Origin of the sequence: Clostridium gelidum (genome assembly GCF_019977655.1) — a bacterium.
In the GTDB taxonomy this organism is placed as follows: Bacteria; Bacillota; Clostridia; order Clostridiales; family Clostridiaceae; genus Clostridium; species Clostridium gelidum.
Genome location: NZ_AP024849.1, coordinates 1,562,568 through 1,583,476, shown reverse-complemented (window position 1 = coordinate 1,583,476; position 20,909 = coordinate 1,562,568). Strand labels below are relative to the sequence as shown.

The 20,909-nt window shown below is 28.0% G+C and carries 22 protein-coding genes; 3 read left to right on the top strand and 19 right to left on the bottom strand.

Features of this window, described 5'->3' with window-relative positions; translation table 11 throughout:
- Positions 1–70: 70 nt before the first annotated feature.
- The 3 genes from clpA to psyc5s11_RS07045 form a co-directional block, all read right to left on the bottom strand.
- On the bottom strand, positions 71–2,347 hold the full coding sequence (clpA, locus tag psyc5s11_RS07055) for an ATP-dependent Clp protease ATP-binding subunit ClpA (RefSeq protein ID WP_224036907.1): 2,277 nt from the start codon (positions 2,345–2,347) through the stop codon (positions 71–73).
- A gap of 4 nt (positions 2,348–2,351) precedes the next feature.
- A complete protein-coding gene (locus psyc5s11_RS07050) occupies positions 2,352–2,651 on the bottom strand; it encodes an ATP-dependent Clp protease adaptor ClpS (RefSeq protein WP_224038143.1) in 300 nt (99 codons plus the stop codon).
- 94 nt (positions 2,652–2,745) lie between these two features.
- On the bottom strand, positions 2,746–4,224 hold the full coding sequence (locus psyc5s11_RS07045; RefSeq protein WP_224036906.1) for an aminotransferase class I/II-fold pyridoxal phosphate-dependent enzyme: 1,479 nt from the start codon (positions 4,222–4,224) through the stop codon (positions 2,746–2,748).
- 160 nt (positions 4,225–4,384) lie between these two features.
- Here psyc5s11_RS07045 and psyc5s11_RS07040 point away from each other — a divergent pair, with 160 nt between their 5' ends.
- Positions 4,385–4,996, top strand: coding sequence for a DUF2975 domain-containing protein (locus psyc5s11_RS07040; protein WP_224036905.1), 612 nt, complete (start codon positions 4,385–4,387; stop codon positions 4,994–4,996).
- Between the two features lie 16 nt (positions 4,997–5,012).
- Positions 5,013–5,222 carry a helix-turn-helix domain-containing protein gene (locus tag psyc5s11_RS07035; RefSeq protein ID WP_224036904.1) on the top strand — a complete coding sequence of 70 codons (210 nt, stop codon included), beginning with the start codon at positions 5,013–5,015 and terminating at the stop codon, positions 5,220–5,222.
- 238 nt (positions 5,223–5,460) lie between these two features.
- Here psyc5s11_RS07035 and psyc5s11_RS07030 read toward each other — a convergent pair whose 3' ends face one another.
- The 5 genes from psyc5s11_RS07030 to htpG form a co-directional block, all read right to left on the bottom strand.
- Positions 5,461–6,483 (bottom strand): threonine aldolase family protein, encoded by a 1,023-nt coding sequence (locus psyc5s11_RS07030; protein ID WP_224036903.1) that lies wholly within the window; start codon positions 6,481–6,483, stop codon positions 5,461–5,463.
- A gap of 18 nt (positions 6,484–6,501) precedes the next feature.
- Entirely contained in the window at positions 6,502–7,722 is a 1,221-nt protein-coding gene (locus psyc5s11_RS07025) for a M16 family metallopeptidase (protein ID WP_224036902.1), read from the bottom strand.
- Between the two features lie 388 nt (positions 7,723–8,110).
- On the bottom strand, positions 8,111–9,472 hold the full coding sequence (gene scfB / locus psyc5s11_RS07020) for a thioether cross-link-forming SCIFF peptide maturase (RefSeq protein ID WP_224036901.1): 1,362 nt from the start codon (positions 9,470–9,472) through the stop codon (positions 8,111–8,113).
- A 67-nt stretch (positions 9,473–9,539) separates the two neighbouring features.
- Positions 9,540–9,677 (bottom strand): six-cysteine ranthipeptide SCIFF, encoded by a 138-nt coding sequence (gene scfA, locus psyc5s11_RS07015; protein ID WP_224036900.1) that lies wholly within the window; start codon positions 9,675–9,677, stop codon positions 9,540–9,542.
- A gap of 312 nt (positions 9,678–9,989) precedes the next feature.
- Complete coding sequence (gene htpG / locus psyc5s11_RS07010; protein ID WP_224036899.1) at positions 9,990–11,927, bottom strand: molecular chaperone HtpG; 1,938 nt, start codon at positions 11,925–11,927, stop codon at positions 9,990–9,992.
- Positions 11,928–12,126: 199 nt separating this feature from the next.
- Between htpG and psyc5s11_RS07005 the strand changes: the two genes are divergently transcribed.
- Positions 12,127–12,891 (top strand): MerR family transcriptional regulator, encoded by a 765-nt coding sequence (locus psyc5s11_RS07005; protein WP_224036898.1) that lies wholly within the window; start codon positions 12,127–12,129, stop codon positions 12,889–12,891.
- A gap of 131 nt (positions 12,892–13,022) precedes the next feature.
- Here the strand turns inward: psyc5s11_RS07005 and psyc5s11_RS07000 are convergent, their stop codons facing one another.
- The 11 genes from psyc5s11_RS07000 to psyc5s11_RS06950 form a co-directional block, all read right to left on the bottom strand.
- Positions 13,023–13,835, bottom strand: a complete 813-nt coding sequence (locus psyc5s11_RS07000; RefSeq protein WP_224036897.1) for a purine-nucleoside phosphorylase — start codon at positions 13,833–13,835, stop codon at positions 13,023–13,025.
- 165 nt (positions 13,836–14,000) lie between these two features.
- The gene (locus psyc5s11_RS06995; protein ID WP_224036896.1) at positions 14,001–14,393 is read right to left on the bottom strand and encodes a GerW family sporulation protein; all 393 of its coding nucleotides are present in this window, start codon (positions 14,391–14,393) and stop codon (positions 14,001–14,003) included.
- 62 nt (positions 14,394–14,455) lie between these two features.
- Positions 14,456–15,100: a DUF2953 domain-containing protein gene (locus tag psyc5s11_RS06990; protein ID WP_224036895.1), complete on the bottom strand. Its 645-nt coding sequence runs from the start codon at positions 15,098–15,100 to the stop codon at positions 14,456–14,458.
- A gap of 4 nt (positions 15,101–15,104) precedes the next feature.
- On the bottom strand, positions 15,105–15,563 hold the full coding sequence (locus tag psyc5s11_RS06985) for an anti-sigma factor family protein (RefSeq protein WP_224036894.1): 459 nt from the start codon (positions 15,561–15,563) through the stop codon (positions 15,105–15,107).
- Positions 15,560–16,135 (bottom strand): RNA polymerase sigma factor, encoded by a 576-nt coding sequence (locus tag psyc5s11_RS06980; RefSeq protein WP_375541989.1) that lies wholly within the window; start codon positions 16,133–16,135, stop codon positions 15,560–15,562. The genes psyc5s11_RS06985 and psyc5s11_RS06980 overlap by 4 nt, the downstream gene beginning before the upstream one ends.
- Before the next feature lie 165 nt (positions 16,136–16,300).
- On the bottom strand, positions 16,301–16,453 hold the full coding sequence (locus psyc5s11_RS06975) for a hypothetical protein (protein WP_224036892.1): 153 nt from the start codon (positions 16,451–16,453) through the stop codon (positions 16,301–16,303).
- Positions 16,454–16,585: 132 nt separating this feature from the next.
- On the bottom strand, positions 16,586–18,616 hold the full coding sequence (locus psyc5s11_RS06970) for an ABC transporter permease (RefSeq protein ID WP_224036891.1): 2,031 nt from the start codon (positions 18,614–18,616) through the stop codon (positions 16,586–16,588).
- On the bottom strand, positions 18,606–19,373 hold the full coding sequence (locus psyc5s11_RS06965) for an ABC transporter ATP-binding protein (protein WP_224036890.1): 768 nt from the start codon (positions 19,371–19,373) through the stop codon (positions 18,606–18,608). The genes psyc5s11_RS06970 and psyc5s11_RS06965 overlap by 11 nt, the downstream gene beginning before the upstream one ends.
- Positions 19,374–19,605: 232 nt before the next feature.
- Positions 19,606–19,761, bottom strand: a complete 156-nt coding sequence (locus tag psyc5s11_RS06960) for a zinc-ribbon domain-containing protein (protein ID WP_158337274.1) — start codon at positions 19,759–19,761, stop codon at positions 19,606–19,608.
- A gap of 323 nt (positions 19,762–20,084) precedes the next feature.
- Positions 20,085–20,240: a zinc-ribbon domain-containing protein gene (locus psyc5s11_RS06955; RefSeq protein WP_158337274.1), complete on the bottom strand. Its 156-nt coding sequence runs from the start codon at positions 20,238–20,240 to the stop codon at positions 20,085–20,087.
- A 200-nt stretch (positions 20,241–20,440) separates the two neighbouring features.
- Positions 20,441–20,860, bottom strand: coding sequence for a hypothetical protein (locus tag psyc5s11_RS06950; RefSeq protein ID WP_224036889.1), 420 nt, complete (start codon positions 20,858–20,860; stop codon positions 20,441–20,443).
- Positions 20,861–20,909: the final 49 nt, after the last annotated feature.

Sequence of the window (20,909 nt, the reverse complement as noted above, 5' to 3'; positions counted from 1 at the left end):
TCACCTCCTCTTTTAGTTTCGAGATTTCTCCCTGTCATTTATATATTATTTCTTAATCAAAAAATTTTATTCAATTAATTTTTAATCGAAAATTTTCATCTATTAAATCAACAGTACAATTTCCACCACCACTTAATTTCCCAAATAAAATTTCATCAACTAATAATGGCTTTATTTTTGAAGCTATAATTCTAGAAATTTCTCTAGCTCCAAATTCTTCTGATATACCTGTTTTTGCAATAAAACTCGCACATTCCACGCTGAACTCAATTTCAATATTCTTAGTAGCTAGTTTAGTTTTAAAGTCATTTAATTGCTTTTTAGCAATGTTTATTGCCATAGTGTCATTCATAGCATTAAATACGATTGTTTTATCCAATCTATTTCTAAATTCAGGTGTAAAGAATTTCTTTACCTCCTCCATTATAGCTTCGCCTTTAACCTGACGCTCTCCAAAACCTATAAGCTTTTTGCCTATATTTCTTGCCCCTGCATTAGAAGTCATTATTATTATTGCATTTCTAAAATCTGCTTTCCTACCTTTATTGTCAGTAAGTGTTGCATAATCCATAACTTGAAGTAATACATTTAAAATATCTTCATGTGCCTTTTCTATTTCATCTAGCAATAATACACAATGTGGAGTTTTTCTTATAGCATCTGTAAGTAATCCACCCTCTTCATAACCAACATAGCCCGGAGGTGATCCTATAAGTTTTGAAGCTGCATGCTTTTCAGCATATTCACTCATATCAAATCTAATTAGCTCTATGCCAAGTTTTTTAGAAAGGCATCTTGCAATTTCAGTTTTTCCAACTCCAGTGGGTCCAACAAATAGCATAGACGCTACTGGTTTATCATCCTCGTTAAGTCCAGATCTAGACATCTTTATACATCTTACAACTTCTTCAATTGCTTTATCTTGAGAAAAAATATTTTCCTTTAAACTAGCTTCTAAGTATTTTAAAGAACTTATCTCACTGCTTTCGACAGTTTGCTTTGGAATACTGCATACCTTTGAAATTATTTCCTCAATAATCTTTCTATCAATTATGATTTTTTCTTCTAAGTCCTCATTGTTCATACGAGCATAAGCTCCAGCTTCATCTATAATATCTACAGCTTTATCTGGCAAAAATTTATCATTAATATACTTATCACTTAAAATTACAGCATCACTTATGGCTTCATCTGTATAACTAACATTATGATATTCTTCATAATTATTCTTGAGTCCATTAAGGATTTCTATTGCTTCTTTAATAGAAGGTTCTTTTACATCTATTGTTTGAAACCTTCTACTTAGTGCTTTATCTTTTTCAAAGAATTTTTTATATTCATCAAAAGTAGTTGCTCCAATAAATCTTATTTTTCCTTCTGTAAGATAAGGCTTTAATAAATTAGATGCATCCAAAGCTCCGCCATTTAATGATCCAGCACCAACTATGCTATGAATCTCATCTATATAAACTATTGGTTTATGTTTTTTTCCAATCAAATCCAAAATTCTTTTTATTCTTTCCTCAAAATCCCCTCTATATTTAGTTCCCGCAATTACTGCTCCTATATCTAAAGAAAATATAGAGCTTTCTTTTAGTTTTTCTGGCACCTTATTCTCACTTATAAGTCTTGCAAGTCCTAAAGTAATAGCTGTCTTTCCAACGCCTGATTCACCAACATGAATAGGATTATTTTTTATTCTTCTGCAAAGTATTTGAATACTTCTATCTAGAATATCTTTTCTTCCTATTAAAGGATCACTATTTTCTTCCCTAGCTTTTTCAATAAGATTTGTTGTGAATTTATTAAGGAAAGCATCTTCTTTTTTCTTCTTAGCTTGTTCTTGACTTTCTTGATCTATGGATCCTTCAATATCTTCACCAAAATTATTTTTCATTTCATCTTCGTTAGAATTTTGATTGACTTCTGTTAAACTATGACATAGAGAATATAATAATTCTCTTCTTGTTGCACCTTCTTGTTCTAAATAATAGCGTGCATAACTATTTTCTAAATTATAAATTGCAGAAATTATATGATCTACATCAATAGCCTCTTTCCCGCTATTTCTAATTTGTTCATTAGCATTTAGAATAATTTGTTGAAATTCAATACTTTCTTGAGGCTCTCCTTGAGCAATTTTATTTATATATGTTCTTATATATGTATTTAAGTTATACCTTAAATTTTCTAAACTACCACCACATTCTTTAATTGCATATTCTACATTTTCATCAAACGTTGCTGCATATAAAAGATGTTCTGGAGTAATATATTCGCTATTTTTTCCTTTTGCTTCTTCATATGCCTTAAGTAGTATTACATTAACTTCGTTAGTAATCTTCATTTTTCTACGCCTCCTCCACTGTAAGCTTAAATGGAAATCCATCTTCCTTTGCCATAGACATTGCAGTTGAAACCTTTGTAATTGCAATATCATAGCTATATATCCCCGCTACGCCCTTACCTCTTTTATGTACATCTATCATTATTTTTTCAGCTTCTACAAGCTTTTTATTAAACACGTTCACTAATATATTAATAACAAATTCCATTGTAGTATAATCATCATTATACATAACAACTTTATAGTTTTTTGGTTTTTTTATCTTGACTTCATCTTTTTGTTTGGTAACAATATTTGTTTCCATAATATACTTGTCCATTCCTCCCTATATTCTATTTATTCTAAATAGCTATATTTTAACACAATATTCAAATTCATACCATTGATTCAATTAACAATTAATTTACAATTTCCTGCGCAAATTGAATTACTAGAACCTTATTGTTTTCAACTCCCAATATACTTTTCTTATTATCAACATAGTCTTTTATTATATCTATAGCATTTGCAGAAATAATTTCCCCTTGGCAAACTAAAGGTATCCCAGGTGGATATGGTATTATTGCATCCTTTGCAATATGACCTACGCTTTTTTCAACTTCACACCACTCACCATTTAATTTAAATACTTCATATGGTTCAAATTTCTTTTCTGGAATATGCGAAAAATATTTCGATTCTATCTGCGCACTTATGCTATTCATTTTGAGATTCGAAATAGCTTCATATATACGTTTAAAATCTTCTTCTGTATTAAATGGAGATAATATTAAAACCACGCCTCTTGAAAAACTCATTTCAGCTTGTATCTTTTGATTTCTTAAATAATCTAGAAGTTTATGTCCACTATATCCTTTGGGAAGTATCAATATATACCTACTCAAATCAATATCATATTCTTCGTTTGATTTAATTTTAGTTTCAGTTATCATTTTTGCCTTGTATTGTTCATTTAAATCATCCTTACATAATATGCGTACTTTCTTGAGTTTATTTATTTTTTCTTTCCAAATTTCAGCTGTATCTATCATTTTTTCATAATCATTTCCACCATAATTATCCAAGTAATATCTAGCATAATCTAAAGATGCCATAATTAAATATGAAGGCGATGTTGTCATGAATGCTTTTAAATAAAATTCTAATACACTATTTTCTTCATTTACTAAAAGATATGCACCTTGAGTCAAAGCAGGCAAAGTTTTATGAGCACTTAAAACCACATAATCTCCTAAACTCGCAACAGATTTAGGTAATCTTTTATTTATACCAAAATGAGCTCCATGAGCACAATCTACAATAACTTTTAGTCCTTTTAATTTCAAATCTATTATAATGTCTTTAATATCATATGTTATTCCAAAATAATTAGGATAAGTTAATATAATTCCTTTCGGATTCAAACATGCTCTGAGTGCATTATAAATATTTTCTTTATCTGGAGGAAGAAACACACCATTTTCATCATCAATTATAGGCTCTATATATTTAACTTTTAGTTTTCTTAAAATCAATCCATTATAAATTGACTTGTGACAATTTCTTTCAACTAAAACCTCATCGCCCTCATCAAATGCAGAAAATATAGCAGCCAAATTTCCAGATGAACTCCCATTTACTAAAAAATACGCTTTTTTAGCTTTATAAGTTTTAGCTAGTAGTTCTTGTGCTTCTTTTATAACACCTTCTGGACAATGCAAATTGTCTAAAGGATCAACTTCTGTTATGTCTAAAAAGCCTAGTCTATTTGCAAACTTCTCTCCAAACTCATCCCCTAAAAATCCAATTCCACATTTATTTCCTGGTATAGAAAGAAGTAGATTCTTTTCATCATGATATTTAAGTAGTTCTTGTAATAATGGTAATTTTCTCTTCATAATATACCTCTTCATACTAATTCTTATTTAATTACATACTTTTTCTTATTTATATCATAATTCAATAATAATTTAACGTTTATCATTATATTATTATTGATTAGTTTGATATTTAGTGTTACTATTCATATATAAAACTGGTAAAGGTGGTTCTATTTAAATGAATAATAAAACAATTACTTCAATTCGCACTAATTGCAACAACATAAATTATATTGTAAAACTTTTCTTATATATATTTGTGTTTATTGCTTTTAGCCGTATAGTTTATACTATATTTATACTTACTCAATCAGGAAATTCCTTAGAAGTACTTTCTTTTAAAAATGAATTTATTATTCGCTCATCAAATTTATCATTTTGGATGGGTGGGAGTATTTCTAAGTCATTAGTTACATCTTCTCTAGATCAACCATTTTCCAATGTAATATTTGCATTTATTATTACTCAAGTTACTTTTTTAGTCAATCAATCATTAATTATTTTAACCTTCTATTTTATAAGTAAGATTTTAAACAATATAGAAAATAACTATACACCATTTATAAATGAAAATGCTCGTAAAATTAAATTAGTTGGACTCCTATTAATAGCTTATTCTATAGTTCCTAATTTAGTTGCATATTCTTTACTTAGAATTGTTACCCAAGATGTAGTTTTAGAAATAAACTCTAGTCTTCCTATGATTTTCGCAGCATCTTTTATATTACTAATATCTAATATTTTTGTTTACGGATGCGAATTACAAAAAGACTCAGATGAAACTTTATAGAAGGAGATTAAAGTATATGGCTATTATTTTAAGACTCGATAGGGTTATGGCAGATAGAAAAATATCCTTAAATCGTTTAGCTGAACAAGTAGGTATTTCAACAGTTAATCTTTCAAATTTAAAAACTGGTAAAGTTAAGGCAATTAGATTCTCTACTTTAAACTCAATATGTACAGTTCTTAATTGTCAACCTGGCGATATTTTAGAATTTACACTTGATGAATAATATTATGCCATCCTAAAAAAACATATAATATTTAAATTTTATCTAATGTCTAGACTAGCATACTGACTTGTTATTTTTTGCTTGTCCTGAGCTTGTCGCAGGAGCAAGCAGAAATGGGTGCAACCTCCCATTTAGAAGTTTCCAGCGAAATTTTCTTAGTCCGCTGGAATAAATATGTATTCAATTTCGGAAGGTATACGCATAAGTACGATTTTCACTGTAGTTATCTATATTCTAACTAAATACTATTCAAATCTTCAATAAATTCTAAGACATTTGCTTCATTTGTTGCCCAAGATGTTACTAATCTAATTGCAGTATTACTATTATCAATTACCCTTTCAATATTAAAGGAATACTTTTCGCTTAATTTCTTAATTATATCATTGGGTAAAATAGGAAATTGCTGATTAGTAGATGAATCTGTTAAAAATTCATATCCTTTTTCTTTTAACGCATTCTTTAACAAAATAGCCATTTTATTAGCATGTCTTGCAATATCAAAATATAGATCATCTTTAAATAATTCTTCAAATTGAACTCCAAGTAGTCTTCCTTTAGCAAGCAAACCACCTTTTTGTTTTATAAAATATCTAAAATCCTCTTTTAATTCATTATTGCAAATGACAAGGGCCTCTCCAAAAAGAGCTCCATTTTTTGTCCCACCAATATAAAAAGCATCTACTAATTTAGCTATATCAGCTAGTGTTAAATCATTTTCTTCACAAACAAGTGCAGTACCTAAACGAGCACCATCTAAATATAGAAGTAAGTTATTTTTAATACAACAATTATGTAATTCTTCTAATTCTGATTTTATATATATCGTTCCGAGTTCTGTAGAGTTTGATATATACACTAATTTGGGTTGAACCATATGTTCATCAGTATGTCCATCTAAAACCTTTTGAATTAAACTTGGTGTAAGCTTTCCATCATCAGTTTTCATTGTAAGGACTTTATGTCCAGTAGCTTCAATAGCTCCAGTTTCATGGCAGTTAACATGAGATGTATCAGTTCCTATTACAGCTTGGTGTGGTCTTAAAAAAGCAGATATTGCAGTAAGATTAACTTGAGTTCCACCTACTAATAAATGAATATCTACATCTTCACAATCCATTTTCTTTTTTAATAACTCTATGGCTTTTTCTGTGTGATAATCTGTACTGTACCCACTTGTTTGTTCTAAATTTGTTTCTAAAAGCGCATTTAATATTCTTGAATGTGCTCCTTCGCTATAATCATTTGTAAAACTATACATTTTAAACCTCCATTTATATTAATCAATTATTTGTATTGTTAAGTTTTTCAATACTCTAATACCTACTTTAAATATTATTTCATTAGTTAATAAATCTAATCCCTCAATTTCATTAACATATATTTTGTAATCTCCAAACATGCAATCATATGTGGCTAATTCTTTTGCTAGTATTATACTCTGCTCTTCTCTAAATAATCTCTTCAACTTAAAATTCTTGATTAATTGTTCTATTTCCTTTTTATTTAAAGCTTGCTCTAATAACTCTAAATTCCTTATACATTCCTTAATTAAATATATAATTTTATTGACATTTTCTTTTGCTGTACTAAAAGTAATCTTATATAGTTTTATATAGTTTTCATGTGCAATTTTAGTGATCACATCATAAACAAGTCCCTTATTAGTTCTCAAAGTATCATAAAGAATTGAATTAACCCCTTCTCCAAAGTATTGATTAAAGATTCTAAGAGCCCTCATTTCTTTCTCATTTAGCTTATCTATTGGGCATACTATTTCAATTTTACATGTATTTGTGCCATCTCTTTTATTATCAAATGTACAGGCTTTGAGAACTTCATATTCTATTTCTTTTTTATATTTATTATAGATAATCCTATTTTTCCATTTATCGAAATATCCTTCTACTATATCTTTAACTTGGTCAAATTTTGCTGATGAAATTATAACAACAGAAGTATTTTCCGGGAAATAATATTCAGAATAAAACTTTTTTATATCATTCAAAGTAATACTATCTAAACTTTCCTCTGTTCCTATAATGGGATACTTTATTCTTCTATTATCAAAACAATTTAAAAAAAGTTTATCTTCACAATACTGTTCTAATTCTTCATCCCACTCTTTAAGTTCTTCTTTTATTACATCCAGTTCTTCTTTAAATCCAACCTCATTAAAGCTTGGATTAATAACTATATCACTTAATAAGTCTACACCTTTTTTTAAATCTTCCTCTAGTAGTGTTCCATAATAAATTACGTATGGGAAATTTGTCATAGCATTATTAAAGCCAAAAAGATTACTTAACTCTTCATTTATTTCTTTCTCTGTTCTATTTTTTGTTCCTTTATAAACCATATGCTCAGTTGCATGAGCTATTCCATATTTTTCATTTTCAACTCCCGCACCAGCATCTATTGATATACAAATCGATGTGAGTTCAGATTCAGTATGCTTGTATATTAATTTTAATTTATTTTCTAAAATATATTCTTCCAATTACTATTCTCCTTGCACACTATAATTTATATAATAATTCATCCCTGGCATAAATAACCAAATCATTTTTAATCATCAATACATTTGCTAACTAAAAAATCACAAATATTATCTGCTTTTTTAGTTTCATATTATTATATTATAACCTATTTTTAATAAAATTAAAAAATATAACAACTTTAAAGTTTTCAAAATTACTACCTTTTCATTTATCTAAAAGATTAACAAAATTCAAGTTACTTGCTACAACAAAAATAAGTAACATATTGTGTGGAGTGTTTCATTGGAATTTTGATGGTACAACTTCTAGTCTTATAATCATCCATCAAAATTCCAGAAACCGGAATACAATATGTTACTTATTTAGTTACGCTATATAAATATAGTATTAATTTTCTTCACATTTTAATGCAATTGCACATTCAATTCTCTTCTTTTGCATTTTGCATCCAATTTCATAAGGAATATTCATATCTCCATTGAAATTAAAATTATTTGCTTGGCATCCACCACTACAATAGAATTTTGCCCAACAATCTCTGCACTTAGGTTTATTGTATATGTGCGACTTTTTAAATTTCTTAGCAAGTTCTGTATCGTAAGTATCATCATAAATACTTCCTAATTTAAATTCTTCATTTCCAACAAATTGATGACATGGATATACATCTCCTTGTGGAGTTATTGCTACATATTCAAAGCCAGCTCCACAACCTGAAATTCTCTTATAAACACATGGTCCGCCGTCAAGATCTATATTAAAATGATAGAATTTAAATTCTTCATTTCCTTCTCTTTTTCTTTTTACCATTTCTTCATATAACTTATCATAATTATCAAAAATTGTATCAATATCTTCTTCTCTAAGAGAAAGAGGATGTCCACTTTCTAAAACAACAGGTTCTATTGATAATTCTTTAAAGCCTTCATTTACCATAGCCATTACATCTTCATAAAAATCTATATTTCCTCTTGTAAAAGTTCCTCTAACATAATAAGTTTTTCCCTTAGCTCTTCTTTTAATCATTTCTTTTATATTAGGTACAATATCATCATAAGAACCACTCTTATCTGGCTTAATTCTAACACTATCATTAACTTCTTTTCTTCCATCTAATGATAAAATTATATTTCCCATTTCCTTATCCATATAATCCATCATGTCTGGAGTTAAAAGAGTAGCATTAGTAGTCATAGTAAATCTTATATTCTTCTTCCACTTTTCTTCATTATCTCTTGCATATTGTACTATTTCTTTTATAGTATCCATCATTAAAGTTGGCTCTCCACCAAATAAATCAATTTCTATATTCTTTCTTGGACCACTTCTTTTAATAACATAATCAATTGCTTTTTTAGCGGTTTCTAGGTTCATTACCCCACCATGTCCATGATATTCACCTTCATCTGCAAAACAATATTTACATCTTAAATTGCATCCATGAATTACATTTAAGCAAATAGCCTTTATGTAATCTCTATCATCCATTGAACTATGTGCTATTTCTTCATATTGATCTTCTGAGTAAAGAATACCTTCTTCTGCTAATTGTTGAATTTCATCATAAGCTTCTGAAAGTTCTTCTAAATTATATTTATCCTTAAGTTCTTCTAGAACTTCTTTCTTATTCTTTAATTTATCCTCACCTAATATATCATAGACTAGTTCATCCACGACGTGAACTGCTCCAGTATTTACATCTAAAACAAAATAGTTTTCACCTTGCTTAAATTTATGTATTAAAGACAATTTAAATTCCTCCTAAATATATGCAAATATAAAGTAAGCAGTAACTTAATAGTTACTGCTTGAATAATTAGTTTTCACATTCTAAGTTTGCAACTGTACAAGATGTCTTACAAGCTGATTGACATGAGTTTGCACATTCCTTACATCCTGGTTTGCATACGCTATTTTTGATATTTGGTTTATTAATAGTTTTTATATGTTTCATAAATGAAAACTCCTCCATTCAAAAAATATCTCTTGTAATTATAGCATTACACTATAGAATTTACAATATTCAATTTAACATTTAAAATTATGATTTTTTCTTTACTTAATAATGAAACTCGATTTTTTCAGTCGCTGAGTACTAACAGGGTAAGCGACCATAATCAAATCACTTTTTAAGGAAGTTAATTTGCATATGCAAATTGACTAAGTTCGAGGAACCAAATGAATAAGGAAGTTAACTCGTATTCACGAGTTAACTAAGTTCGAGAACCCAAATACAAGATTTGGACTCTCACTTATCACTTATCTACTATAGTAAAATAACTTTCCTTAAAAGTTCATTATTTCTCTTTATAAATTCATCCATTTCATTTGCATCTAATTCTTTATTAGCAATCTTAGCTAAATCTAAAATATGTTCACAAATGAATTTAACTTCATCTTTTTTAGCATCATCTTTAGAAACTTCTACAAGCTTTTTAATGATAGCATTTTTGCTATTTACAACTAAAGTCTTTTCTTCATCAAACATCCCTGGAAAGTTCATTCCTGATTTTGCATACATCTTACTCATTTGAGCCATTCTTCTTGATTCTTCTGAAACTATAATAAGAGCCGAAGTATCTTCATTTTTTAATCCTTCAACTGATAATTTAGCAATCTTTTCTCCTAAAGCATTTTTAAATACATCTTCGATTTCTTTGTTTATTGCTACTTGAGTTTCATCATTTTCATCTGTTTTACTTCCGAGTGTATCAGAAATATCAGAATCAATTCTATTAAACTTAACTCCTGACTCATGCATTTCTAAGAATGAAATAAAATGATCATCTATTGTACAATCAAATATTACAGCATCTAGCTCATATTCTTTAAACATCTTGATATATTGAGATTGTTGTTTTTCATCATTAGCATAAAATACTTTGTTTTCATGCTTTTCTTTATTAGCTTCAAGATAATCTTTTAATGTTACAAATTCACCTTTTAAATTTTTAAAGATTATTATTTCCTTAATCTTTTCATAGAATTTTTCATCTCTTAAACAGCCATACTTAATAAATATTTGTATATCTGGCCAAAATTTATCAAACTCTTCTCTACTATTTTTAAATAAGTCTACTAATTTATCTGCAACCTTCTTAATTATATGATTAGAAATCTTTGAAACTTCCTTATCATTTTGAAGGAAACTTCTTGATACATTTAAAGGAAGATCTGGACAATCTATAGTACCCTTTAATAATAGTAAGAATTCTGGAATTACTTCTTTGATATTATCTGCAACAAATACTTGATTATTAAATAATTTCACTTGTCCTTCAGTTGCTTCAAATTCATGTGTTAATTTTGGAAAATATAATATCCCTTTTAAGTTAAATGGATAATCCACATTTAAATGAATCCAAAATAATGGTTCATTAAAATCATTAAATACTTTTCTATAAAAATCCTTATATTCTTCGTCTGTACAATCTTTTGGAGCTTTAACCCATAAAGGCTTTGTATCATTTAACGATTTTGGAGCTTCTATTTCTACTAATTCTTGATATTCAGTTCCATCTTCTTTTTTCTTTGTTTCATATTTAGGCTCTTCTTTTGGTTTATTTTCATCTTCTAAATATATTTCTATAGGTAAGAATGAACAATATTTCTTTATTATTTCTCTAACCTTATATTCTTCCAAAAATTCTGCACTATCATCATTAATATATAATGTTACAGTTGTGCCTCTTGTAGTCCTTTCTTCTGAAATAGATATTTCATATTCAGTGCCACCTTCATCACAAATCCATTTTATTGGTTCAACTTCATCTTTATATGATAATGTGTCTATTTGAACCTTATCAGAAACCATGAATGTTGAGTAAAAACCAAGTCCAAAGTGACCTATTATATCCTTACCTTCATCCATCTTATCTTTATATTTCTCTACAAAATCTGTTGCCCCTGAAAAAGCAACTTGAGTGATATATTTTTTAACCTCTTCTTCAGTCATTCCAATACCATTATCTATAAATTTAAGAGTTTTCTTTTCTTTATTTACAGATACTATAACTTTATATTGTTCATCTTCTTGTGCAGTAGCTTCTCCAAATGAAGCTAACCTTTGAAATTTACTAATTGCATCGCATGCATTACTTATGACTTCTCTTATAAATATGTCTTTGTCAGAGTATAGCCACTTCTTAATAATAGGAAATATATTCTCTGTATCAATTGAAATATTACCATTTTCTTTTATCACTTTATAACCACTCCTCGTTTCTTTTTACTAAAAAATATTTTAGACCAAAGAGTACGTATTGTCAAATTATTCTTGCTAATTTGAATAACTGTAAGTATCATATAATGAATTAATTGAATAATTACAATTTAATAAATAAAGAACTATTGACATTCACGCTACGTGAAGGAGTAAAGTAATCTTGTAAGGAGGTGAACACATGGAGTACACAGTGCAAAAACTAGGCTGCTTGGCTGGGGTTAGTACCAGAACTCTTAGATATTATGATGAAATAGGAATTCTTAAGCCGGCAAGAATTAATTCATCCGGTTATCGAATTTATGGTCAAGAAGAAGTAAATAGATTACAGCAAATATTATTTTACAGAGAATTAGGTGTGAATTTAGAAAGCATAAAATATATAATCACATCCCCGACCTTTGATAGTGCAACTGTACTGAAAGAACATCGTGAAAAGCTTCTTGCAAAACGAAATCAATTAGATATTTTAATAGCTAATGTTAATCAGACAATAGCTGAATCAGAAGGGAGAATTATAATGAGCGATAATGAAAAATTCGAGGGATTTAAACAAAAACTTATTGATGATAATGAAAAAAAATATGGTGCAGAGATACGCGGAAAATATGGCGATAATGCAATTGATTCGTCAAATAAAAAATTAAAAAACATGACTAAAGAGCAATATGATGAATATGATAAGCTAGAGAAAAGCGTAATTGATACACTTATGGTTGCATTTGAAACTAAAGATCCAGCAAGCGACCTTGCACAAAAAGCTGCTGAATTACATCGTACTTGGCTTAGTTATTCTTGGAATAGTTACTCAAAAGAGGCCCATGCAGGACTTGTACAAATGTATGTAGATGATGAAAGATTTACTAAATATTACGATAAAGAACAACCTGGTTTAGCCATCTTTTTAAGAGATGCAGTTTTCATTTATACAGGAATGAAAAAATAAACCCAATACAAATTATAGGCAGTCTAACTATGGACTGCCTACTCTCAGTATATTAATATAAGTCAATCTTTCTCATAACAAAGAAATCAACAAAGAAAATTTAATCCTTATATAGTCTTATGTAGTTATAATTAGATTTCTTCTATAATTCTTTCTACCCATTTGCACAAGTCAACAGAAGCCTTTTTAGCAGTTTCCACTACTCTTTCATGTGAATGCTTAACCTTTTGTATGCCCGTTGCCATATTAGTAATACATGCTATTCCAAGCACATCCATACCTAAGTAATTAGCTACTATTGTTTCTGGCACAGTTGACATACCAACTGCATCAGCTCCATGTCTTCCAATCATTACAATTTCAGCAGCTGTTTCATAATATGGTCCCATAAATCCTGCATAAACACCCTCACCATATTTTATCTCTAGCTCATCTGCAATCTTTTTAGCTTTGTTAATAAGCTCTATCTTGTAAGGTTCTGACATATCAGGAAATCTTGTTCCTAATCTTTCATCATTTACGCCGATTAAAGGATTATCTCCAAATAAATTTATAAAATCATTAATGATCATTAATGTTCCTGGTTCAAAACTTTTATTAATTCCACCGCAAGCATTAGTTACAATAATTTTTTCAATACCTAATTGTTTCATTACATATATGGGATATGTAACTTCTTTCATTGTATATCCTTCGTAATAATGAAATCTTCCTTGCATAAGTAGCACTTCTACCCCATTAATAGTACCAAACACCAATTTACCTTCATGACCTTTAACTGTTGAAATTGGAAAATGGGGAATGCTTTCATATGGTATATTTTCTGCACCTTCAACTGAATTAATCAAATCCCCGAGTCCTGATCCAAGTATCACTGCAATTTTAGGGTTTCTATTTATTTTGCCTTTTATATAACCTACTGATTCCATTATTTTATCGTACATCTAATTTCCTCCTTGTATGCTGATCTTAAGACCACTTATATACTATATAATGTACAATACTTGAATAAATAAATCTATATTATTCAGAAAATTAAAAAGCACACTAAAATCATTTCATTTTAGCATGCTTTAATATTTTGAAATTTAAGTCTGTATGTTTAAGTTTTATTCCTCGTCTTTTGTTTTTTCTTTGCAACAAGATTCTTTATCTTTTTTAAAATTTATTTTTGATACTATATCAGGCACCATATTAATAAGATTATCCAAGTTATTTTGGCCTTTTATAGGAAGCATAGTTACCTCATCCTTTTTGATTACTAGGATCGCATTTGGTGATATTCTAGCACCCATTCCTCCACCTGAACCATCTCCAGTCATTCCTTTATTATCACCGCCAGTTCCGCCACCTGCTCCGCCTCCAAACATAACGCTTATAATAGGTACAAGAGTTACTTCCCCTACAATAATAGGTTCTCCTACAACTGTTTCTGTCTTTATGAATTTTTCCAAATTAGTAAATAGTGAATCAAAACTTTCTTTCATTGAATTATTTTCCATGATTAATTCCTCCTAAATTTTTTATATTTTCTAATCTCTAATATCTAATACACCTGCTTTAACTAAAAAGTTTCAGCAGCTTTTGACTTTTTAAATAATTTTTGTCTTACATCTTTTTTTATGATTAGCTTAAGCGTTCTATAGCCTATGACACAAACTTTTATATCTCCATATATTTCAGCTTCAATATTAATATTTTCTTTTTCAAAATCTGGATTTACATAAATTTGTGCACTTGGAACTGCTCCTTTTATTATACTTATCACCCCCAAAAGCATTCCAGTTAATGAAGGGTCTTCAAATCCATACACTCCACTTATCTTAAAATATTTAGGTTTTACAATGTTAAGAATATCTTTAAAGTACCTAAATAATTCTATCATTAAGTTCATCCCTATATCTCTTTTTGAGTTAGATTCGTTTTTTTTATTTTTGTTTTTCTTTACATTATTTTCTTTTATAAACTTCTTATTATAAATGTTTAATCCACAAATAATTATTTTCATTTCTGGTTTATCTTCAGATTTGTAAATAATAATTCTAATTAATCCAAAGAGCCATCTTATCTCAGCTTTCCCCTCAGCGCCATCATTTATTTTGCCATTTAGAAAATAATCAAAGGGAATAAAAAGTACCAATATTAGTACTGATAATAATATACACAGTAATATAAGTAATATTTTAAAGACTATAAGCAAAACTGTCATATCATTACACCACCTTAAAAAGCTTAAGAATCTTTATTTTAGATATCTTTTTATTATAATATTTTTTTGCTGGCTTGCTTATTAAATCCACAGCTTTTGTTAAATTTTTTTCAATAAATTTATTATACGGATTATTGTATGGAACCTTATATGCATCCATAATAGTCTTTTTTATTAACTTCATATCTTCATTATAATTATGATTTTTTAGCTTTACATCCTCATTTTCCATTTGATTTATGCAGTTCTCTACTAATAATTGTGACAAGCTTGATAATCTATCTGGTATTGGCATTTCAAATTCAAATTCATTAAGTTCTTTATCAAGCTTTTTTATTAACTCTAATTCCTTTTTACATTCAGCGCAAGACTTCAAGTGTTCCTGTGCAAAAATTTTTTCAAGAGGTTCTATTGTATTATCTGCTAAAGAATATAATAACTGTTGATCAAATTTACAACTCATGTCTCCACCTCCATTATAGTTTTAAGTTTATCTTTCAAGAGAGCCTTAGCTCTATAAATTTCTGTTTTTACCGTTCCTAAAGGCTTGTCTAAAAGCTTTGCAATTTCATTATAATTAAGATTTTCATAATACCTAAGAACTATAACAATTCTATATTTTTCAGGTATTTCTTTCAAATTACTTTTTATTATATCCTTAATTTCCAATTTTATAATTTCATCTTCTACATCATCTTCCGAAACCAAAACATCTTCTAAAGTTATATCATTATTTATGCTTTGATTCAATGATACAACATTATTCTTTATAGTTCTTTTAAAATTTAAACATGTATTTACTGAAATTTTTCTAATCCAAGGATGAAAAGGTAGACTATCATCAAATTTTTTAATATTATTGAACACTTTTATGTAAATCTCTTGTACTAAATCCAGTGCATCCTGCTGATTCTGTGTATAACTATAGCATAAGTAATATAAATATTTTTCGTACATCTGAAATAATAACTTAAAAGAATGCTTATCATATTTTTTACACTTTACAATAAGTATATTGTCTACCTCCAAATTCACCCCTCCTTTTTATGAAATAATAACCAGTAAATTCATATGTATATTATAACAATACACCTATGTTATTTAAAAAGTTTCATATTTTGTTAAAATATTTGATTAAATTTCTAATTAATAGCTACTTAATTGTTTTAAATATAGCAATAGAGGTATAAACTAAATCAGTTATCTAAAAATGCTTTTACCTAGATTTTCACGCCAGCCAACTGGTTGTGTAGTTTTCGCATCGGTGTCGCTGTTACCTTCATTAGTTGCAGTATTTCCAGACACATATGTTAATAGTATTGACAGTCTAATAATTAAATAAAAATCCTCCACAAGATTTTACTCTAATGAAGGATTTAAAAGTTCATTTTTCAAATGTAAATTTTGGACTCTTAGAGGAAACTCGACTCGCATTAGTCGTTGAGTAAGTTCGAGGATCCAAATTAAAATTTGGACTCTCACTTATCACTTATATTCATTATTAGCTATATTTTTATAAGCTACATATGTTGCATATAAATATCCACCATAAACAATAAGCATTATAAGTGCTGTTACTAAAATTGACGTAAATTGATTTCCTGTACCTAGAGCAATCAAATATGTATTAACTACACTAATTCCTACATATGAGTGAACTATTGATAGTGCTAAAGGTAGTGCAAAAAATATTGCTACTTGTTTAAATATACTTTTATTAATCATATTTTTTGTAGCTCCAATTTGTCTTAAACATTTATATCGTTCTATGGACTCATTACATTGTGATAATTGTTGAAGTGCAAGTACTGCTGCACTTGACAATAGGAGTACTATCCCTATATACACAGCTATAAATAATATCATTGCAGATAGCCCTCTGCTAGCATCATATGCCATTTCTCTAGTTAAACCATAAATAGTATAATTTACTTTTTTAGATTCACTATTATCGAATGTAGAATTGTTAAATATAGTTGTTAACTCGTTTTTAGCTTCTTCTTTGTTATTCCCTGAAAAATTCAAATTCAAAACTTCTTCTGATGGCTCTAATCCTGCTACTAAATCATCTGTGACTATTAAAGTAAACATATTGTCGCTTGTAGGTGATGTTGAAAGGGCTTCAGTTTCAATTTTCTTTTCTTTTATTTTAAATTCTTTATCACCTATTTTTATTGAATTTTCTTTTTCAATAAATCCTTTTAATATTCCTTCTATTGGTGCATAATTAGAAGCTATTACTATTTCGTCATTTTTTAAATCTATACTTGTTTCTCCTTTTAATTTTCTCATGCTATTATACTCGGATAATTTAATCATACTTATTTTCTCAAAAATTTTTATATTTAAAGTTTGTTTTTCACCATCAGTCGTTGCATATTTATCTAATAAATCTTTAGTACTCATATCATATTGATATTGTCTAAGTATAGTATAGTCTGAATTATCCTCTAAATTGTAATTTAATTGTTTTAATGCATCAACAGGTGAAATTATATTACTACTCTTCTCATTATCAAATACCTGCAACGATGCATCAAAAGGTGTTTGATTTTTTAGTGTACCTTCCAATGAATTCTTTACAGCTAATCCAGTTGATAAAGTTCCTATTGTTACAAATAGCATCAAACAAATTATTGTCATTGATATAAAATTAGTATTAAATTTACTTGAAATCTGCCTTATGCTAAAGATATTTAATCCATTCAAATATAAATTCTTATTTTTTTGAAATATAAAAAATACAACTGAAGCTATTCCATAAAAGAAAAGTGCTGTACCTATTATCCCAAATACTATAGAAAGTTTAAATCTATTGTCATAGAAATCTAATCCAGCCTTATTAACTAAATAATAAGCATACCCAAGCACTACTAATGAAACCATTAGTATAAATGTTGCTAAATAAGGATTTCTAATCTTTACCTCTTCATTTTTCTTATTTGCACACAGAAGATCAATTAATTTATATCTTGAAATAATAAATACATTAAATATCATAACTAGTAAATACATTATCCCAAAATATAAAATTGTTTTTAAAATTGAACTGGTTGAAATAACAAAACTATATTTTGTCATTTGCATAGCAAAAAGCTTAGCCGTAAATATTGACAGTACTTGTGCAAATAATAATCCGAATATAAGCCCTGCAACAAGTGATATTATTCCAATATATAAGGTTTCAAAAAATAATATCTTTGACATTTTTCTTTTTGGCATACCTAATACCATATATATACCAAATTCTTTTTTCCGTCTATTAATTAGAAATTTAGTTGCATATATTATGAGTCCTCCTAGAATAACTGATACACCAATTGATATAACTGAAATCATTTGCCCCATAATTTTAACATATTCAGTTTGACCTTTATTCATATCAGCCATTACAGATTGTGAATCAATAGAATTAAAGCTATAAAATATACATACTGCAAAAGTTAGGGTTAAAAAATAAATAGTATAATCTTTAAAACTTTTTTTTACATTATTTAGTGCCATCTTAGAATACATCTTTAGAGTCACCTCCAAGAAGAGTAACAATATCTATTATTTTATTAAAAAATTCCTTTCTAGAATCTTCTCCTCTAATCAGTTCATTGAAAATCTTACCATCTTTTATAAATAGTATTCTACGGGAATAACTTGCAGTAAAAGCATCATGGGTTACCATTAAAATGGTTGCTTCTAGTTCTTTATTTAGTTTTTCAATAGAATTTAAAAGTAATTTAGCTGACTTTGAATCTAGAGCACCGGTAGGTTCATCTGCTAGAATAAGTTTTGGGTTATTAACTATTGCCCTAGCTGCTGCTACTCTTTGCTTTTGCCCTCCTGACATTTGATATGGATATTTATTTAAAACATCCAATATATCTAAACTTTTGGCTGACGACAAAACTAATTCATCAACCTCAGACCCCTTTTTTCCTCCTATAGTCAGCGCTAGTGCAATATTCTCATATGCAGTTAAAGTATCTAACAAATTAAAATCTTGAAATATAAATCCTAGCTTATCTCTTCTGAATTTTTCTAGTTTTTTACTTTTTAATCTTGTAATATCATCTTCATCAATTATAATAGCCCCTGTGGTTACTTTATCTATTGTAGATATACAATTTAAAAGCGTAGTCTTACCGCTACCTGATGGACCCATTATTCCAACAAATTCGCCCTTTTCAACCTTGAAACTTATATTATCAAGTGCCTTTGTCACATTTTCTTTATTTCCATAATACTTTTCTACATTTTGTACATTTAATATGTTTTCCATAAACTTTCCTCCTGATTTATCATGTAGTTAGGATTGTTTAACCCTATAACTATATTCTAATCCCTTGTATATTTTTCTCATATTGAAGTATCTTTCAATCATCTTACATTATTGTAAGATAATAATGTAAAAAGAGGTAGCATTTTATTTTTGCTACCTCTAAATTATTTATAAATTTATATATAAAAAAGAGTTATAATATAAATATTATAACTCTTGAAATAAACAAAAACTATCTTCTGTTATTTTGTTGCTTTCTAGCTCTTCTACAATCAGGACATCTTACTGGTTCGTTTTCAAATCCTTTTTCTTTGTAGAATTCTTGTTCTCCAGTTGTGAATACAAATTCGTTTCCACAATCTTTACATACTAATGTTTTATCTTCCATATTAAATTCCTCCTTTTATTTTAAAGATTAATTTCGATCCATATAATTCTCTAAAAGGAGAAATGTACTTATCTATAAAAAACCTTTTTCATTACAATATTTATTATATCATGTTCAAAATAAATTGCAAGCATTTTTTATGCTCTAAATCTATTTTTTATGCTCTAAATCTATTTTATTTATCTATAAAAATAAAATAGATTATTTTCTTCTAACATCTAGCAACTTTCTTCACAGATTTCATAATTTGCTAATCTTGTAGAAAATAGCAAACTAAAAAAGGGTTATAATATAAATATTATAACCCTTGAAACAAACAGAAACTATCTTCTGTTATTTTGTTGCTTTCTAGCTCTTCTACAATCAGGACATCTTACTGGTTCGTTTTCAAATCCTTTTTCTTTGTAGAATTCTTGTTCTCCAGTTGTGAATACAAATTCGTTTCCACAATCTTTACATACTAATGTTTTATCTTCCATATTAAATTCCTCCTTTTATTTTAAAGATTAATTTCGATCCATATAATTCTCTAAAAGGAGAAATGTACTTATCTATAAAAAACCTTTTTCATTACAATATTTATTATATCATGTTCGAAATAAATTGCAAGCATTTTATTTTATAGATTATTTAAATTTTACTTTCCAACTCATTAATCTCATTCTAATCTTTATAAAAATCATCCTATAATAATTTTATTTAGCAGTGCAGAAACTGAATTATTATTATCAATGTCTGCCAAATTAACATCAGTTTTAGTTGAATTTTCATCAACGCTTTTCGAATTATTATCTACTTGATTAGTTGATTTTGCTTCTTTTGATGTACTATTTTCTTCTCTTTCAGTTTTTTCTCTTTCTCTGTTTTGTTCCTTAGCTGCTGCTAAAAGTGATGGCGCATTTTGTTTTATGTATTCCAATTCTTCACAACTAACATTCTCACCCCGTGCTATTTTTGCAGCTATAGTATATACACTATATTTTTTCCCTTGTTGCACTTGAAGTTTTTTAATAATTTCAAGAAAATCTTGTTTTTCTTCTTCAACCATTGTCTTGTAAAATTCATTTTTAGTAAATTTATTATTAATTTCAATTTTCATTACACTTCTCCCTTCGATCACATTCATTATTAAACTTATCGAATTCATT

Coding starts and splice junctions, on each gene's coding strand:
- clpA (WP_224036907.1), bottom strand. CDS start 2,347: ATGAAGATTACTAACGAAGTTAATGTAATACTACTTAAGGCATATGAA.
- psyc5s11_RS07050 (WP_224038143.1), bottom strand. CDS start 2,651: ATGGAAACAAATATTGTTACCAAACAAAAAGATGAAGTCAAGATAAAA.
- psyc5s11_RS07045 (WP_224036906.1), bottom strand. CDS start 4,224: ATGAAGAGAAAATTACCATTATTACAAGAACTACTTAAATATCATGAT.
- psyc5s11_RS07040 (WP_224036905.1), top strand. CDS start 4,385: ATGAATAATAAAACAATTACTTCAATTCGCACTAATTGCAACAACATA.
- psyc5s11_RS07035 (WP_224036904.1), top strand. CDS start 5,013: ATGGCTATTATTTTAAGACTCGATAGGGTTATGGCAGATAGAAAAATA.
- psyc5s11_RS07030 (WP_224036903.1), bottom strand. CDS start 6,483: ATGTATAGTTTTACAAATGATTATAGCGAAGGAGCACATTCAAGAATA.
- scfA (WP_224036900.1), bottom strand. CDS start 9,677: ATGAAACATATAAAAACTATTAATAAACCAAATATCAAAAATAGCGTA.
- psyc5s11_RS07005 (WP_224036898.1), top strand. CDS start 12,127: ATGGAGTACACAGTGCAAAAACTAGGCTGCTTGGCTGGGGTTAGTACC.
- psyc5s11_RS07000 (WP_224036897.1), bottom strand. CDS start 13,835: ATGTACGATAAAATAATGGAATCAGTAGGTTATATAAAAGGCAAAATA.
- psyc5s11_RS06995 (WP_224036896.1), bottom strand. CDS start 14,393: ATGGAAAATAATTCAATGAAAGAAAGTTTTGATTCACTATTTACTAAT.
- psyc5s11_RS06990 (WP_224036895.1), bottom strand. CDS start 15,100: ATGACAGTTTTGCTTATAGTCTTTAAAATATTACTTATATTACTGTGT.
- psyc5s11_RS06985 (WP_224036894.1), bottom strand. CDS start 15,563: ATGAGTTGTAAATTTGATCAACAGTTATTATATTCTTTAGCAGATAAT.
- psyc5s11_RS06970 (WP_224036891.1), bottom strand. CDS start 18,616: ATGTATTCTAAGATGGCACTAAATAATGTAAAAAAAAGTTTTAAAGAT.
- psyc5s11_RS06965 (WP_224036890.1), bottom strand. CDS start 19,373: ATGGAAAACATATTAAATGTACAAAATGTAGAAAAGTATTATGGAAAT.
- psyc5s11_RS06960 (WP_158337274.1), bottom strand. CDS start 19,761: ATGGAAGATAAAACATTAGTATGTAAAGATTGTGGAAACGAATTTGTA.
- psyc5s11_RS06955 (WP_158337274.1), bottom strand. CDS start 20,240: ATGGAAGATAAAACATTAGTATGTAAAGATTGTGGAAACGAATTTGTA.
- psyc5s11_RS06950 (WP_224036889.1), bottom strand. CDS start 20,860: ATGAAAATTGAAATTAATAATAAATTTACTAAAAATGAATTTTACAAG.